General features: G+C 46.3%; 14 protein-coding genes. All 14 read right to left on the reverse strand.

Annotated elements, in window-relative coordinates; all coding sequences use genetic code 11:
• Nucleotides 1-23 precede the first annotated feature (23 nt).
• Nucleotides 24-803: a flagellar basal-body rod protein FlgG gene (flgG, locus tag F9B85_RS04020; RefSeq protein ID WP_151618776.1), complete on the reverse strand. Its 780-nt coding sequence runs from the start codon at nt 801-803 to the stop codon at nt 24-26.
• Between the two features lie 27 nt (nt 804-830).
• Nucleotides 831-1,700 carry a flagellar hook-basal body protein gene (locus F9B85_RS04025; RefSeq protein ID WP_151618778.1) on the reverse strand — a complete coding sequence of 290 codons (870 nt, stop codon included), beginning with the start codon at nt 1,698-1,700 and terminating at the stop codon, nt 831-833.
• Nucleotides 1,701-2,054: 354 nt separating this feature from the next.
• Nucleotides 2,055-2,960 carry a UTP--glucose-1-phosphate uridylyltransferase GalU gene (gene galU, locus F9B85_RS04030; RefSeq protein WP_151618780.1) on the reverse strand — a complete coding sequence of 302 codons (906 nt, stop codon included), beginning with the start codon at nt 2,958-2,960 and terminating at the stop codon, nt 2,055-2,057.
• Nucleotides 2,961-3,093: 133 nt separating this feature from the next.
• Entirely contained in the window at nt 3,094-4,122 is a 1,029-nt protein-coding gene (gene mreB / locus F9B85_RS04035) for a rod shape-determining protein (protein ID WP_151618782.1), read from the reverse strand.
• 289 nt (nt 4,123-4,411) lie between these two features.
• On the reverse strand, nt 4,412-4,660 hold the full coding sequence (gene spoIIID / locus F9B85_RS04040) for a sporulation transcriptional regulator SpoIIID (protein ID WP_151618784.1): 249 nt from the start codon (nt 4,658-4,660) through the stop codon (nt 4,412-4,414).
• 96 nt (nt 4,661-4,756) lie between these two features.
• Complete coding sequence (gene spoIID, locus F9B85_RS04045; RefSeq protein WP_151618786.1) at nt 4,757-5,734, reverse strand: stage II sporulation protein D; 978 nt, start codon at nt 5,732-5,734, stop codon at nt 4,757-4,759.
• Nucleotides 5,735-5,947: 213 nt separating this feature from the next.
• Nucleotides 5,948-7,024, reverse strand: a complete 1,077-nt coding sequence (locus tag F9B85_RS04050) for a hypothetical protein (protein ID WP_151618788.1) — start codon at nt 7,022-7,024, stop codon at nt 5,948-5,950.
• Nucleotides 7,014-7,202: a hypothetical protein gene (locus F9B85_RS04055; RefSeq protein ID WP_151618790.1), complete on the reverse strand. Its 189-nt coding sequence runs from the start codon at nt 7,200-7,202 to the stop codon at nt 7,014-7,016. Before F9B85_RS04055 ends, F9B85_RS04050 begins: the two co-directional genes overlap by 11 nt.
• 150 nt (nt 7,203-7,352) lie before the next feature.
• Nucleotides 7,353-8,609, reverse strand: a complete 1,257-nt coding sequence (gene murA / locus F9B85_RS04060; protein WP_151619094.1) for a UDP-N-acetylglucosamine 1-carboxyvinyltransferase — start codon at nt 8,607-8,609, stop codon at nt 7,353-7,355.
• Between the two features lie 472 nt (nt 8,610-9,081).
• Nucleotides 9,082-10,140 (reverse strand): YwmB family TATA-box binding protein, encoded by a 1,059-nt coding sequence (locus F9B85_RS04065; protein ID WP_151618792.1) that lies wholly within the window; start codon nt 10,138-10,140, stop codon nt 9,082-9,084.
• Nucleotides 10,141-10,294: 154 nt separating this feature from the next.
• Nucleotides 10,295-10,606 carry an MTH1187 family thiamine-binding protein gene (locus F9B85_RS04070; protein ID WP_151618794.1) on the reverse strand — a complete coding sequence of 104 codons (312 nt, stop codon included), beginning with the start codon at nt 10,604-10,606 and terminating at the stop codon, nt 10,295-10,297.
• A gap of 118 nt (nt 10,607-10,724) precedes the next feature.
• Entirely contained in the window at nt 10,725-12,281 is a 1,557-nt protein-coding gene (locus tag F9B85_RS04075; protein ID WP_151618796.1) for a B12-binding domain-containing radical SAM protein, read from the reverse strand.
• Nucleotides 12,282-12,503: 222 nt separating this feature from the next.
• A complete protein-coding gene (locus F9B85_RS04080; RefSeq protein ID WP_151618798.1) occupies nt 12,504-12,938 on the reverse strand; it encodes a F0F1 ATP synthase subunit epsilon in 435 nt (144 codons plus the stop codon).
• 17 nt (nt 12,939-12,955) lie between these two features.
• Complete coding sequence (gene atpD / locus F9B85_RS04085) at nt 12,956-14,371, reverse strand: F0F1 ATP synthase subunit beta (protein WP_151618800.1); 1,416 nt, start codon at nt 14,369-14,371, stop codon at nt 12,956-12,958.
• Between the last annotated feature and the right edge of the window lie 37 nt (nt 14,372-14,408).

A 14,408-nucleotide genomic window follows, 5' to 3' on the forward strand; every position in this document is an offset into this window, starting at 1 on the left:
GGATAATCCTGCTTTTTCCTATCTTACCTCTTCAACGTATTAGCTTGGGAGAGCATTTCGTCGGACGTTTGAATCGTTTTGGTGTTTACTTCGTAGGCTCTTTGGGCGGTGATCATGGCGACCATTTCTTCTACTACTTGTACGTTGGAAGACTCCAGGAAGCTCTGGGCTAAAGTGCCACGTCCTTGTTCGCCAGGGAAGCCTTCCACTGCTTCGCCCGATGCTTCAGAAGCAAGTAGGAGGTTGCGGCCGGCTTTGGTTAATCCTGCAGGGTTATTGAACATGAATAGCGGGATTTGTCCTGCTTCTGCTAGTTCTCCATCACCGTCAGCATCGCGGAAGGTAACCATGCCTTCGGCGGTGATGTTAATGTCGTAAGCGCCTTCTGGTAGGGGCGCTATGCCATCGAGGATGTAACCGTCGGCGGTGACAAGGTTGCCTTCTACATCAAGCTTGAAACTGCCATCACGAGTGTAGTAAGGTACAGCGTCGTTCATGGGGTTGACGAGCTGGAAGTAGCCTTGGCCCATGATGGCGATGTCAGTGGGGTTTTCTGTTTGAATTAAGTTGCCGTTAGTTGTAATAGTGGTGATGGAGCTAGGTTTGACGCCCATACCAACTTGCATGCCTGTGGGGTTTTGCATGGTGGCAGTGCGTAAGTTTTGATAGAGTAGGTCTTGGAATTCAGCACGGCTTTTTTTGTAGCCGAAGGTGTTGACGTTAGCTAAGTTGTTGGCGATGGTGTCAATGTTTAATTGTTGGGCTTTCATGCCTGTCGAGGCGGAGTAGAGGGCGCGGATCATGGCTTTCACCTCTTAGTTTTTTTCGGTTTAGGCCCTGCCTAGTTCGTTAACGGCTTTGTCTAGAGTGCCGTCTTGGGCTTGGATGCTTTTCTGATTAGCTTCGTAGGCTCGGGAGGCGCTGATCATCTGGACCATTTCTTGTATTACGTTGACGTTAGACCGTTCTAGAGCTCCTATGCGCACTTGAACTTCTCCAATTTCCATTTCTCGAATGGCTGGTGCGCCTTCGGCTTCGTTGATTCTATAGAGGCTGTCGCCCATTTTGAGCAGGGCTGGTGGTTGACCGACTTCGAGAGGACCGGCTTGGATGCCTGCGGCGGCATTTTCAGGTCCGACGGGGTCATTGTATGTAATAAAACGAAGGCTGTCGAGTTGTGCTCCTTCTACAAGGATGCGTCCTTCTGTGTCGATAGTGTAGTCGCTACCTACAGGGATGACGACACTACCGTTTTGCCCTTGCACTTCATAGCCTTCTTGTGTAGTCAGAGTACCGTCATTGCGGAAGGTGAAGTGACCGTTTCTTGTATAGCGTTCACCTTCTGGTGTATCAACGACAAAAAAGCCTTCTCCGACAATGGCTAGATCGGTCGGTGTGTCTGTAATGGTGACCATGCCGGCTGTAAAGTTAGTGCTGATCTCATCAAGAGTAGCACCTGTGCCTAGTCTACCTAGGAGCACTGGCCGTCCTGCAGGATTGACAGGGCCTGCTGAAGGGCCTGGAACAGCAGGGCTGATATCGTTAATTCGTGAGAGAAGCATGTCGGGGAAAGCTTGGAAGACAGCTTGGTCTTTTTTGAAGGCGTTAGTGTTAACGTTAGCTAAGTTGTTAGCTGTAACGTCTTGGTTATGTTGTTGAACGAGCATGCCTGAGGCTGATGTGTAAAGGCCTCGGATCATTTTGGTTTCGCCTCCCTTGGTTTTGGGGCTACATCTGGAGGCCGGAGAACAGTTTCCTGCGAACGGGCGTCTCCCACGCCGTTTCGACAGCAGAGCTGTCGACGGCTGAGGTCGCCAAGCCCTCTCTCCGGAAAATGTTCTCCGGCCTCTCGGTGTTTTTTGCTGTGCATTGAACAGGCTAGTTCTTTAATGTAGGTACTGGAGTATGCTTACTTGTTGTCTTCATAGGTTAATATGTATGAATGAACTTCTAAAGATGAATTGCAGGGCGTGACAATAGTCTTCATATGGAAATATCGTAAAAAGCCTAAAGAAACTTTAGGCTTTTTACGTAGTTAATTTATGGCAAGAGGGCTATTCTTTGCAGGTCTTCCCAGCAAGTACGTCTTGTAGGTATGCTTTGAATTCTTCAGCTAGGTCCTCTCTGCGGAGGGCAAAGTCTACGGTAGCTTTGAGGTATCCCATGCGATCACCTACGTCGTAACGACAGCCTTGGAATTGTAAGGCGTAGAGGTCTTTTTGTCGTTCTGTATGTAGGGCTTGTAGGGCATCGGTTAGTTGGATTTCCCCACCTTTGCCTGGGGGAAGGCTTTCGAGTACGTCAAAGATTTCTGGGTCAATGACGTAGCGGCCCATGACGGCAAGGTTAGAGGGAGCTTGGTCTGGTGCTGGTTTTTCGACGATGGAGTTAAGTTGCCAGAGGTGTTGCTTAACTTCTTGAGCTGGGGCGATGATACCGTAGCGGTCGCTGTGCTCTGCAGGTATTGGTTGGACACCTACGATGGTGCTTTTTACTTCTTGGTAGGCTTCGATAAGTTGGCCGATGCAAGGTTTTGGTCCTCTGATGACGTCGTCACCGAGGAGCACTGCAAAGGGCTCGTCACCGATAAAAGTGCGAGCGCAGTAGATGGCGTGTCCTAGTCCGAGAGGTTCTTTTTGGCGCACGTAGTGGATATCGACGAGGTCACCGATGTGGCGAACTGTATCGAGCAGTGTCTTTTTACCTCTTTGCTCAAGGAACGTTTCTAGCTCGATGGAGCGATCAAAGTGATCTTCAATTGGTCTTTTGTTACGACCTGTGACGATTAAGATATCTTCAATGCCTGCATCGATAGCTTCTTCAATAATAAATTGAATCGTCGGCTTGTCGATAATGGGCATCATTTCTTTCGGTTGCGCTTTCGTGGCTGGTAAAAAACGAGTACCTAACCCTGCGGCAGGGATGATGGCTTTACGAACTCTGCTTTTCTTAGGGGTCAAGATAGGTCACCTTCCTCATCACAATGTTTTTGCTTTACCCATAGTCCCTGCTTCTCTTTTTTTTAAGCAAAACAATTGATGACAGAAGCAAAAGATAACTGGCCTTAAAGTTACATAACCTTCTTACTTAAAGCTACATAACCTTTTTAGTCAAAATTGTGTTCTTCTGCAGGTAGTTTAGCATACCTAGGGCTAAGCCTGTTCCTAAAGCAACGCTAGAAACGGCATCTTCGGCTATATGCACTGGAAGTTTCGTTTCCCGTGCTATTAGTGTGTCAAGTCCTTCTAAAAGAGCGCCGCCGCCAGTCATGACGATACCTTTGTTCATTATATCGGCAGAAAGTTCCGGTGGTGTGCGTTCTAGGACTTCTTTGACACCACTGACGACTGATTCAATGTTCTCTTGCATAGCTGTGTAAGCTTCTAAGGAAGATACTTTTACTGTTTTGGGTAGGCCAGAGACGAGGTCACGGCCTCGGATCTCAGCGTATTCTTCGCCACGGCGACCGGATGGGTAGGCTGTGCCGATTTTTATTTTTAGTTCTTCTGCTGTTCTTTCGCCAATCATGAGGGAATGTTCTTTGCGAATGTAGCGTACGATGGATTCGTCAAATTTGTCGCCACCGACGCGCAGGGATTTGGAGCAGACGATGCCGCCTAAGGAGAGGACGGCAATATCGGTAGTGCCACCACCTATGTCTACGACCATAGAGCCGTTGGCTTCGGCAATGTCTAAGCCAGCACCTAAAGCGGCGGCAAGGGGTTCTTCAATTAGGTAGGCTTGGCGTGCACCGGCTTGTAAAGCGGCCTGACGTACTGCACGTTCTTCAACGCCTGTTACGCCGGAGGGGATGCAGACCATGACGCGAGGTTTGAAAAAGAATGATTTGCCACAGGCTTTGGTAATAAAGTAGCGGAGCATGCGCTCTGTGACATCATAGTCGGCAATAACGCCGTCTCGCAGGGGTCTGATGGCTACGATGTTGCCGGGAGTACGTCCAAGCATGCGTCTTGCTTCTTCACCTACGGCGATGATGGAACCGGTGTCTTTGTTAATGGCGACGACTGATGGTTCCATAAGTACGATGCCTTTTCCTTTGACGAATACAAGCACACTGGCGGTGCCTAAATCTATGCCAATATCTTCACTAAAGCCAAACACAAGCTTGTCCCCCTAGTATTTACATTTGTTATGCTTTTTTCTTTCGTTTCTCGGACTATTGCTTCATTACTTATCATGTTTCGATTCTATTTTACTCTGTTTTCATTCTATTTACAGTATAACCTGTCGATTCCAATGATCCAAGTAAAAAGGCGGGGAAAGGTGTGAGAAGTTCAAAACACAAAAATGGCAAAGCCCTTCTGATGCCTTTCGGCGCTGACTTTACCTTAAGTATTCTTTCTATTTATTATACGATTTTTTTGTACTTTATGGAAGGTTGTCATTTCTTCTATGCTTCTTGATATTTTTTCCTCGTGGCTTCTCCGCCACGAATATGTCTCTCTAGCTTGTTTTTTTCGAGGACCACTTTGACCTCTTGGGCTAACTGGGGGTTGATCAACGGAAGGCGTTCAGTGACGTCTTTGTGAATCGTGCTTTTGCTAACTCCGAATACGGACGCCGTTTGGCGCACCGTTGCGGTAGCTTCCATTATATATTGAGAAACTTCTAACACGCGCTTTCTTATATAATCTTGCATGCCCGGCCCTCCCTCGCCCTGAGTCATTAGAGTATATTTAGGTCGAGGGGAAAAAAGAACGACTGGCATGGGCTTGCCAGTCATTACTAATTTTTTTTAATAGGCTTTGGTTATTGTTGTGTTTTGGTAGTAGTGCTGGAGGATTTCTTGGTAGCTGTGGCCTTCTTGGGCCATGAGGGCGGCGCCGGTTTGGCACATGCCTACGGCGTGACCGTTGCCTACTGTTTTGATGAGGAGTTCATTGTCTTGCCAGTCTAGTTCTACGTTCGTTGATGACAGGCCTAGGATGCTTCGGAAGTTGGTGCCAGCTATTTCTTCGTTGCCAATACGGATGCTTTGGGCTCTGCCTGTATTGGTGGTGGCTAGTACTGAGATGGCTTCGGTGCGGTTATGAGGGCTCATGGTTGCTAGGGATGTGCCTAAGCGGCTATCTAGTTCGTCATAGGTGAAGCGCTGTTCGCGTGTTGATGGTTCTTCGATGCAGGCTACGCTTTGTAGATACGGGATGTCCCAGCCCCAAACGTTTTTGGCTTCTTCGGTGTGACCGCCACAAGAGCCGTGGTAGGTCGCTTGTATTACGTGACCTTCGTAAGTAATTAGTTGACCTGTGGTAGCGTCAACAGCAGAGGCGATGCGTGCTGTGTATTCTGCTGTTTGGTCTCCCCAGCGTTCTAAGCGCTGTTCTGGTGAAAGCCAGACTTGGCAATGTACGGTGGCGCAAAGGTCGATACCTCGTTCCATGCGATCCCAGGAAAAGGTACGTGCCGCTACGGCCATTGCTTTGAGCGCTTCCATGTCGTTGCGCGGTGAGATTTCACCTGCTATGACTCCAATGAGGTATTCTTCCATAGGTAAGGTTACGATTTCATCGGCTGAGACGTGAATGGTCACCATCGGTTCTCCTGGGCCTAAGCTTCTACGCATGGGCATCTCTTCTTCCCCATCTTCTGTGCTCCCCTGTTGTGGGTGCAAGTTAAGAACCATCCAAGGGATGCCAAGAATCATGATCAGGATCAAAAAAAAGGCCAGCCCTCCCCAGAGGAAAGGCTTCAGCCTGTTAGGTATTGGCGGCATTTACGTACCCCCTTGTCAGTCTTGGTCATAAAAAATATATGCTTTAGATTTTGCTAATATGACCGCAGAGCTTTGAGGGCGCAGAGGTTTCTAATAAAAAAAACTCCTCCTTATGGTAGACAATTTTTTAAACTGTCTACCATAAGGGGAGCATATCATGACGTGATCCCTTGGCTTTTTTATATTTTTTTAGCTTCTACATATTATTAGTCTCTACTCCATGAATTGACCAGTATGGGCATTGATAAGAGTCTTATTGGCGTTGAATTGATTCGGCATGAAGATTAGTTGTGGTGCTGGTGCTTTTTGACCGAAGTATTCTTGCCAGATATAAGCGAGTTCGGGCTTGTTGGCATCTAAGTATATCTTCTTGGCTTCTTCTGCTGAAATGATGCCTTGCTTTGTTGCAAATTCTAGGCTTGCATAGTTTAAGGGGTTGCCATAGAAGCTAATCATTTGGCCTGTCTCAGGATCAAATGTTATAGAGTAAGAGCGCTGTGGATAAGGTATGCCTTCATGGATGTAGGAAATATTTATGTAGATATTCTGTTGGTGGGCGAGGTTTTGTTCTATTTTTTCCTTGTCTATCCATTCAGGTAGTTGTTCTAGGTACTTTTCATTTTCTATGATTGTCAAGTTCCATGTGGTAGTGCCTTCAGGTAACTGCTTTTCTAAAAAGGAGATTGCTTTTTCTAACAGCTTAGTTTTTTCTGTTCTTGTTGTATGTTCTGCTACTTCTGCTGTTTCAGTTTCTTTTCCTGTTACTGCTTCTGTTTTCTTTTTACTTTCCTTTTCGATAGCCTGTTCCGAAGCTTTATTAGGAGCTCTATTTTCCATTTGAAAGCCCTGTAGTTTGCCTGTATCTGCACAAACTTCTACTGAAAGATGAGGGAAAAAGTTTACTTCATTGCTCAAGGATGCTTCATTACTTAAAGATGCTTCATCGTCTAGATTTCTGATTTCTTTGCCCTGCCAGAAGTAATTCTGTGTTATTAGGCCTTCGCTTGTGCCTTGAAGGTAAAAGTGATTACGACTATGTACTTCTACTTCTTCGAATTTACTTAAGTCAACGCCAAGAATTTCTCGCACAAATTGCTTTGCTTCTTCTTCAGAGTGAATATAGTAACCTTCCTCTTGTCCAGTAAGTTGAATAATCTCTTCTTGGTAGCGTTCTTGTAGCTGTGGAAGAATATCCTCTAAGGCCGATTGTCCTGTGGTGGCATCGATGAAAGTACTTTGAATGGGCATGTAAATAAGAAGAAGCTCCTCTTGTGCTTGGTCATTCTCCATCAAAGGGTTCCTCAAATGCTTCCACGTAAATGGCTTCTGCATCAAAAGTTTCCTCGCCTACTCTCTTCACTTCGACCATTTCCGTTACGGTTACGGTGTTCATGGCCCAGGCTGATGGCGACAGTAGGAGTGTCCCTGTTAAGAAGAGAGAGGTCAAGATTGTCCCTTTCTTTCCCATGATAATCCTCCTTCAAAAAGTAATAGTAAAAAAGCCAGGGGATTCTTTTTCTTTTTATCCCTTGGCTTTTTTATTTATGATTATACTTTTTACTAACTCTGCGCCCTCTGCGTCTCTGCGGTTTCTAAATATCTGCCCTTTTCTCCGTCTCTACCCGATCCGCTCAATTGAAGCGCCTACTTCTTGTAGTTTGCCTACGATGTTGTCGTAGCCGCGATCGATGTGTTCTAGAGCACCTATTTCGGTGGAGGCTTCGGTGCTGAGGGCGGCGATGATTAGAGCGGCGCCTGCCCGAAGGTCTGTGGCTTTGACGGGTGCGCCGGAGAGGTTTTTGACGCCTTCGATGATGGCACTGCGGCTTTCGACTTTGATTTTTGCGCCCATGCGTTTTAGTTCGTCTACGTGCATGAAGCGATTTTCAAAGACTGTTTCTGTTACGACGCCAGTTCCTTTGCAGATGCAGTTGAGGGCCATCATTTGCGCTTGCATGTCTGTGGGGAAGCCGGGGTATGGTAGTGTTTTGATATCTACTGCTTTAAGCTCTTCCTCGCCTGGTCTAATGCGTAGGCTACTTTCATGTTCGTCTACTTGGACGCCCATTTCTTTTAGCTTGGAGATGACTGGTTTGAGGTGTTCTGCTATGACGTTTTCAATGGTGAGATCACTTTTGGTAGCGGCGGCGGCGACCATGTAAGAGCCTGCTTCAATGCGATCAGGTATGGGGGTGTGGGTTGTGCCCAGTAGTTCTTTGACACCTTCTATTTTGATAATCGGTGTGCCTGCTCCTTTTACTCTAGCGCCCATGGCGTTGAGGTAGTTGGCTAGGTCCACGATTTCCGGTTCTTCGGCGGCATTTTCTATGATTGTTTGCCCTTTGGCTAAGGAAGCGGCCATCATGAGGTTTTCGGTAGCGCCAACGGAAGGAAAGTCAAGGTAGATCTGAGCTCCCTTTAGTCGGCGGCAATTAGCTTCTACATGTCCATGCTCAAGATTGACTTTCGCACCTAGTGCTTCTAGTCCTTTGAGGTGGAGGTTAATAGGTCTAGAGCCAATGGCGCAACCGCCAGGCAATGGTATTTTGGCTCGTCCGTAGCGAGCAAGTAAAGGTCCAAGAAGTAAAAAGGAAGCTCTCATGCGCCTGACGTATTGATAAGGTGCTTCGAAGCTAGTCGGTTCTACAGTGCGGATCATGATGTGGCCATTTTGCCTAGCCACTTCTTGTCCTAAGTGCTGAAGAACTGAACAAGTTGTGTCCACGTCTGTTAAGTGGGGTACGTCGAGTATTTTCGATTCACCGTCGCCTAGAAGAGATGCGATTAAGATGGGAAGGACGGCATTTTTGGCATTGCTGACTTTTATTTTTCCTTGCAGGGGTTTTCCCCCGGTAACTACAATTTTTTCTTCCATAAACTTCTCTTTTGCCGTTCTCATCTCGTTGGTAACAACAGGAGAAAGCCGGCAGGCACCCCCTTTTCTGTTGTATAGTTCTGTCATTGCTGGCCACTAGGACGGTTATTGGGAATGAGGAAGTTAAAAGGGTATACTTAATATTTGCTATGTATGTGGCAAGCGGAAAAGAGAAGGTTAAGGCATCGAGTCCATTTGTAGCTAATAGTGGTTAATTGTCCTAAATGGTACTTTCGACGTTCTTACTACCTTTCCTGCTTGCACTTACTTTTTCCTTAAGGAGAGAGTGATAAACAAAGTTCTTCCTAAGAAATAATAGCGCTTGTGGAGATTTTTAGCCAGATCTTTTTCTTGCTTTAGGAGATAAAGTTCTTGCTTTAGGAGATATAGTTACCGATTCTTCATAAATGAGACTATCTGGTCTCCTTTAGTCTCATATGGTCTCATGCTAGCATGCTAAGGTCTATTGGCTTTAGATTTCTTGCATGATTAAGGGGTAAGCCAGAACAAAATGAGTTTGACCATCTGTACCGTGGTAACGAGCCAAGCCTTGTAGGTTGATCGCTTCTCCCCCTAGCGATAAGCCTGTGGGAAGCATTGGCGATTGTCCACTGATCAGCAGGCTTCTAGGACCTGCTGTTTCGATTTTGGTGGCGTGCAGGTAGTCAAAGCATTGTAATAGTACTCTTTCCTGATCTTCTGCGGTGAGCCTTCCTGTACGTTGACCTTGTAAGGTAATGGTGTATTCGATACGGTTAGAGCGAGTAGCTAGTTTGTTAAGTTCTTCAAACCAGTTGCTTTCGGCAAAAGCGGGCATGGGTTGTCGGACGTAGGCTGATAAATGACCCTGATTGCCTTTCATTTGTAAGGTTAGTTCCACGTAAGAGCCGTCAGGCTGTTGATCACGCACTTGTCCAAATATATGGTCGCCTTCGACTTTTACTTGTGGCGTTTGGACGCTTAGACGGCCTGTTACTTCATGATATAGCTGGTAGAGATAAGCTTCTGCGGCCATGCGTCGCTCAATGGGGTTAGCTAGGGGGCGATCAAAAGGTCCTCCTGTGAGGGGTAACCAGAGACTTACTTGCCCTTCTGTTGGTGTGATGGCCGATTTCTCCATGGCATTACGCATTTTTTCGGCAATTAGAGGGTCGATTCGTCTTTTTTCTACTGTAGCTACTTGAGAATCTTCATGGTTATCTCTCTCATAAATAAATGAGTCGAGACTGTTTTGTCCAGTCTCTTTAGGTATTTCTGATCCTTTAGGAACTAAGGGGCCATTGTCTAGATTGGGCTGGCCTTCTCCTTCTTTGATTTCAAAAGGAATGAAGTCCTTGCCGCTAATTTTTCCGGTCAGAAAATCTGGTACATCTTTTACATGGTCTACGTAAAGACCAATTGTATATTTGGCTTGTGGCACTTCTTGTAATAACCAGCGTACGCCTGCTCCATCGTTACGAAAAAGCAGAAAAAAAGCGATGAGCAAGATCATTACTGTTTGCAGGGCCATAATTGTTATAATACGAAGCATAGAAAACACCCTCTTTGGCACTCTTCCTCACAATTATTGCCATTAAGGGTGGTGTATATACACTATTTGGTATGATAGGAAAAATCGATTTAGGATATGGAGTTTGGGAGTAGTTAGTATTTAGTAGTTAGTAATTACTAGTTACTAGTTAGCTCTATTTTTTCTCGATTCTTTTTACTACTGCTGATACTTTTCCTTCCATTGTTAGGGCTTTGTCTCTGCGGTCGTCGATGCGAATGGTTGTCGAGACTCGTTGAGCGCCTTCGTCAAAAGGGACTTGGTGCATTTTCTGTACTATATCTAAGACGTCTGTGAGCTCGCCTTCTATAATTGTTGACATGGGAGTCAATTGGTAACGTATTTCTTTAGCTTCTTGCAAGACACGGTGGCAAGCGGCTACATAAGAGCTTACGCTTGTTGTTGCTGTTCCTAGAGGTACAATGGTAACCTCGGCAATTACGGCCATGGAGGTATTCCTCCTTATATAGTTTATAGTTGATTTTAGTAATAGTTAATATTAGCTGTATCTATTTAACCACAAAGTCACAGAGAAAAAACAGAGTTCTATAGAAGGCTTAGGCTTACTAGGTTAGACCTAGCTTCATAAGAGCTTTGCGGCTTGCTCGGCGCATGAGATTCCAACCGTTCGCTGAGGTACGTAGAATGTTCATTAGTTCTGGTTTGCGCTTGAAAAGGTCTCGTTGGAAGACAGGCATCATGCGAGAAGTCCAGCCAAATTGGGTTAAGTAGATCATGATTTTCCAGTAAGCTCTTTCGCGGTCTTCATGAGATCCTGTGTGAGTCCACCATAAGAAAGAACGGTATTGTTCTTCAATTGGTCTGTTTTGCTGTTTTTTCAAGTCTTCCCAGGAAAGAACGCCTTTGCGGACGGCTACTTTTTCGATGTCTGTGCCTGGTAGGAAGTGAAGACCGTGCATTTGTAGTTTAAAAGGTTTATGAAGTTTCATGCAGAGATGATAGGTCATCTCCAGATCTTCAACACTTTCAAAGGGGCTGTCGAGGATCAGATCAAAGATAACTTCTGGTACTTTAGCTTCTGAAAGTACTTTGCTCATTTCAATGATTTGTTCATCTGTTTCTGGTCGGAAGTAGATCTCTTTACGAATCCGTGGTGAGCCATGTTGTAAGCCTACGACAATTTGATGTAAGCCTGCATCAACGAGCATGTCCATGATATTTTTCTTGATTTTGAGAGGATGACCCCAGATGTTAAAAGGTAAGTTGATTTCTTTTTTGTAGGCTGTGACAAACTCTTGTACCCATTCTTCATCGTCAGCAAAGATTTCATCCCAGAACCAGACCATACGCAAGTTTTTCATCTTGCTTTTGGCCATAAGTAGTTCTTCCATGGTGTTTTGGACAGAACGTTGACGAACGAAAGGTCCTTTGCCTTTATAGAGGCGCTTCATGTTAAGACTACTACAGTAGGAGCAGACGTAGGGACAGCCTCTTGAGGCGCTCATTTCATAAGAAATACTGCTTACTTGTGGATCACAGCAGTTGACTTTGTCGCCGGTGATATGCACCATGTTGTTGCCGCCCATGTCGGGAAATGGGATTGTATCGAGATGGGCTGTTAGAGGTCGCAAGTCGTTTGTAATGATCTCGCTAGCAGAGCTTGCTACTGTCGAAGAGTTTGCTACTGTGGAAGAGCTTGTTATTTGCTTTTGGCGAAAAGTTAGGTTGGCCACGTTAGTAAAAGCACGTTGCCCTTGAAAAGCTTCGACGAGCTCTAAAATAGCTTCTTCACATTCACCGCGCATGAGATAGTCGCAGTATTCAAGACTTTCATCAGGAATTAAAGTGGCATAAACGCCGCCCCAGATAAAAGGAGTTTCTGAAAAAGTCTGGCGAATACGACGAGACATTTCTTTGGCAACTTCTATATAAAAGGAAGACATGACGCTAAGACCAATCATGTCTGGTGCAGATTTTCTAATTTGTTCGAGAAGCAATTCGTACTCTCGCTCTGTAGGACTAGAAGCATTCAGACTGTTAAAATCTTTGAAGTAAATAATATCAACTTCATGACCAGCCTGTTGGAGCACTGAGGAAAGATAGCGAACGCCGAGGGCTTTGGAATTGTAGAGACCGATGAGGAGCACCTTGAATTTTTTCACTTATAACACCATACCCTTGAAAGTATTATGGTTGCACTTTTCTATTATCGCACAAGCAAGGGGAAAGTACCATAGAAATGTACTTTTTACCAAGTAATCTTAGTATACAGGTCTTAAGAAATAGACAAAGAGCGCCTTGACTCCATTATAGGGAGTTCAAGGCGCTCTTTCAAGCAGACTGCTTTTGGCAGGCTACTTTGTCTTTGCTTGGCGTTTTTCTGCTTATTCTGCGTCGAAACGCTTGTCTTTGGCTGCTTCGAGACGAAGGATAGCTCTCTTGAGAGCTAGTTCCGCACGAGCTAGATCGAGATCTTCGTTGCTTGATGGCGCTATTTCGATGCGCTCTTGGGCGCGTCGGCGAGCGGCTTCGGCACGAGTTATGTCGATCTCGACAGTTTTCTCAGCGGCATTAGCAAGAATAGTCACTTTGTCGCCGGAGACTTCCATGAAGCCGCCTGTAACGGTGAGTTTCTCTTTTTTGCCACCTGGTGCTTCGTATTCGAGCATGCCAATGGTTAGGGCGGTCAGCATAGGGGCATGGTCGGCCAGTATGCCGAGGCTGCCCTCGATGCCGGGAGCAGAGGTGAATTCCACGTCCTCGGTGACAACAACCCGCTCGGGTGTGACAACCTCGAGTAGGTAGGTCTTATTGGCCATAACTTGTTAACCCCCTCTTAGCCTTCCATCTCTTTTGCTTTGGCAATGGCTTCTTCAATAGTACCAACCATGTAGAAAGCACTTTCTGGCAGGTCGTCGTGCTTGCCTTCAATGATTTCTCTGAAGCCTTTGATGGAGTCTTTGAGAGGTACAAATTTGCCGGGGAAACCGGTAAATACTTCAGCAACGTGGAATGGCTGAGATAAGAAACGTTGTACTTTACGGGCACGAGCAACGACGAGTTTGTCTTCGTCGGAAAGCTCGTCCATACCCAAGATGGCGATGATGTCTTGCAGTTCTTTGTAGCGCTGTAAGAGCTTCTGTACGCCACGGGCACAACTGTAGTGTTCTTCACCGATGATGTTAGGATCGAGCAAGCGGGATGTGGAATCTAGTGGATCCACGGCAGGATAGATACCTAACTCGGCGATAGAACGTGAAAGAACGGTTGTCGCATCCAAGTGAGCAAAGGTGTTCGCTGGAGCGGGGTCAGTCAAGTCATCGGCAGGCACGTATACGGCCTGAACGGACGTGATGGAGCCGTTCTTAGTTGTAGTAATACGCTCTTGAAGCTGACCCATTTCAGTGGCCAGAGTTGGCTGGTAACCAACGGCAGAAGGCATCCGACCTAAGAGAGCGGAAACCTCGGAACCGGCCTGAGTGAAACGGAAAATGTTATCAACGAAGAGCAGAACGTCCTGTCCTTCGCGGTCACGGAAGTATTCAGCCATAACGAGACCAGTCAAGGCAACACGCTGACGAGCACCTGGTGGTTCGTTCATCTGACCGAAGACCATGGCCACGTTGTCCAAAACGCCAGAGTCTTTCATTTCGTGGTAAAGGTCATTACCTTCACGAGTCCGCTCACCGACACCGGCGAAGACGGAGAAACCGGAGTGAGCTTTGGCTACGTTGTTGATCAATTCCATGATCAAAACGGTTTTACCAACACCGGCACCACCGAAGAGACCAATCTTACCACCTTTGGCGTAAGGAGCGAGCAAGTCAACGACTTTAATACCTGTTTCTAGGACAGTCGTGGAAGGCTCGAGGTCTTCAAAAGTAGGAGCTGGGCGGTGAATAGGCCATTTTTCTTCACTTTTGGCTTCTTCTTTTTCGTCAATGGGGTTACCCAAGACGTTAAACATACGACCTAATGTAGCACGACCAACGGGAACGGAGATAGCCGCGCCCGTGTCTAATGCTTTCATGCCTCGAACCAGTCCATCGGTGGAGGACATGGCAACGCAACGAACTGTATTGTTACCTAAGTGTTGCGCGGCTTCTAAGGTCAAATTGATCTCACTGCCATCCCAATTGTCCTGATCGGCAGAGGAGATTTTGATGGCGTTATAGATTTCAGGTAATTGACCTGGGAGGAACTGCACGTCCACAACCGGTCCAATGACCTGAACAACTTTACCGAAGTTCATCGAGGGTACATACCTCCTCCAACTAGGGAGTCGAATT

This window comes from Heliorestis acidaminivorans, assembly GCF_008933955.1.
GTDB classification, from domain to species: domain Bacteria; phylum Bacillota; class Desulfitobacteriia; order Heliobacteriales; family Heliobacteriaceae; genus Heliorestis; species Heliorestis acidaminivorans.

What these genes read in the sequence shown, in the direction of transcription:
- F9B85_RS04080 (WP_151618798.1), bottom strand. Translation starts at nt 12,938, where the DNA reads ATGGCCAATAAGACCTACCTACTCGAGGTTGTCACACCCGAGCGGGTT.
- spoIIID (WP_151618784.1), bottom strand. Translation starts at nt 4,660, where the DNA reads ATGCAAGATTATATAAGAAAGCGCGTGTTAGAAGTTTCTCAATATATA.
- F9B85_RS04065 (WP_151618792.1), bottom strand. Translation starts at nt 10,140, where the DNA reads ATGCTTCGTATTATAACAATTATGGCCCTGCAAACAGTAATGATCTTG.
- atpD (WP_151618800.1), bottom strand. Translation starts at nt 14,371, where the DNA reads ATGAACTTCGGTAAAGTTGTTCAGGTCATTGGACCGGTTGTGGACGTG.
- flgG (WP_151618776.1), bottom strand. Translation starts at nt 803, where the DNA reads ATGATCCGCGCCCTCTACTCCGCCTCGACAGGCATGAAAGCCCAACAA.
- F9B85_RS04070 (WP_151618794.1), bottom strand. Translation starts at nt 10,606, where the DNA reads ATGGCCGTAATTGCCGAGGTTACCATTGTACCTCTAGGAACAGCAACA.
- F9B85_RS04025 (WP_151618778.1), bottom strand. Translation starts at nt 1,700, where the DNA reads ATGATCCGAGGCCTTTACACATCAGCCTCAGGCATGCTCGTTCAACAA.
- spoIID (WP_151618786.1), bottom strand. Translation starts at nt 5,734, where the DNA reads ATGCCGCCAATACCTAACAGGCTGAAGCCTTTCCTCTGGGGAGGGCTG.
- F9B85_RS04050 (WP_151618788.1), bottom strand. Translation starts at nt 7,024, where the DNA reads ATGGAGAATGACCAAGCACAAGAGGAGCTTCTTCTTATTTACATGCCC.
- F9B85_RS04055 (WP_151618790.1), bottom strand. Translation starts at nt 7,202, where the DNA reads ATGGGAAAGAAAGGGACAATCTTGACCTCTCTCTTCTTAACAGGGACA.
- murA (WP_151619094.1), bottom strand. Translation starts at nt 8,609, where the DNA reads ATGGAAGAAAAAATTGTAGTTACCGGGGGAAAACCCCTGCAAGGAAAA.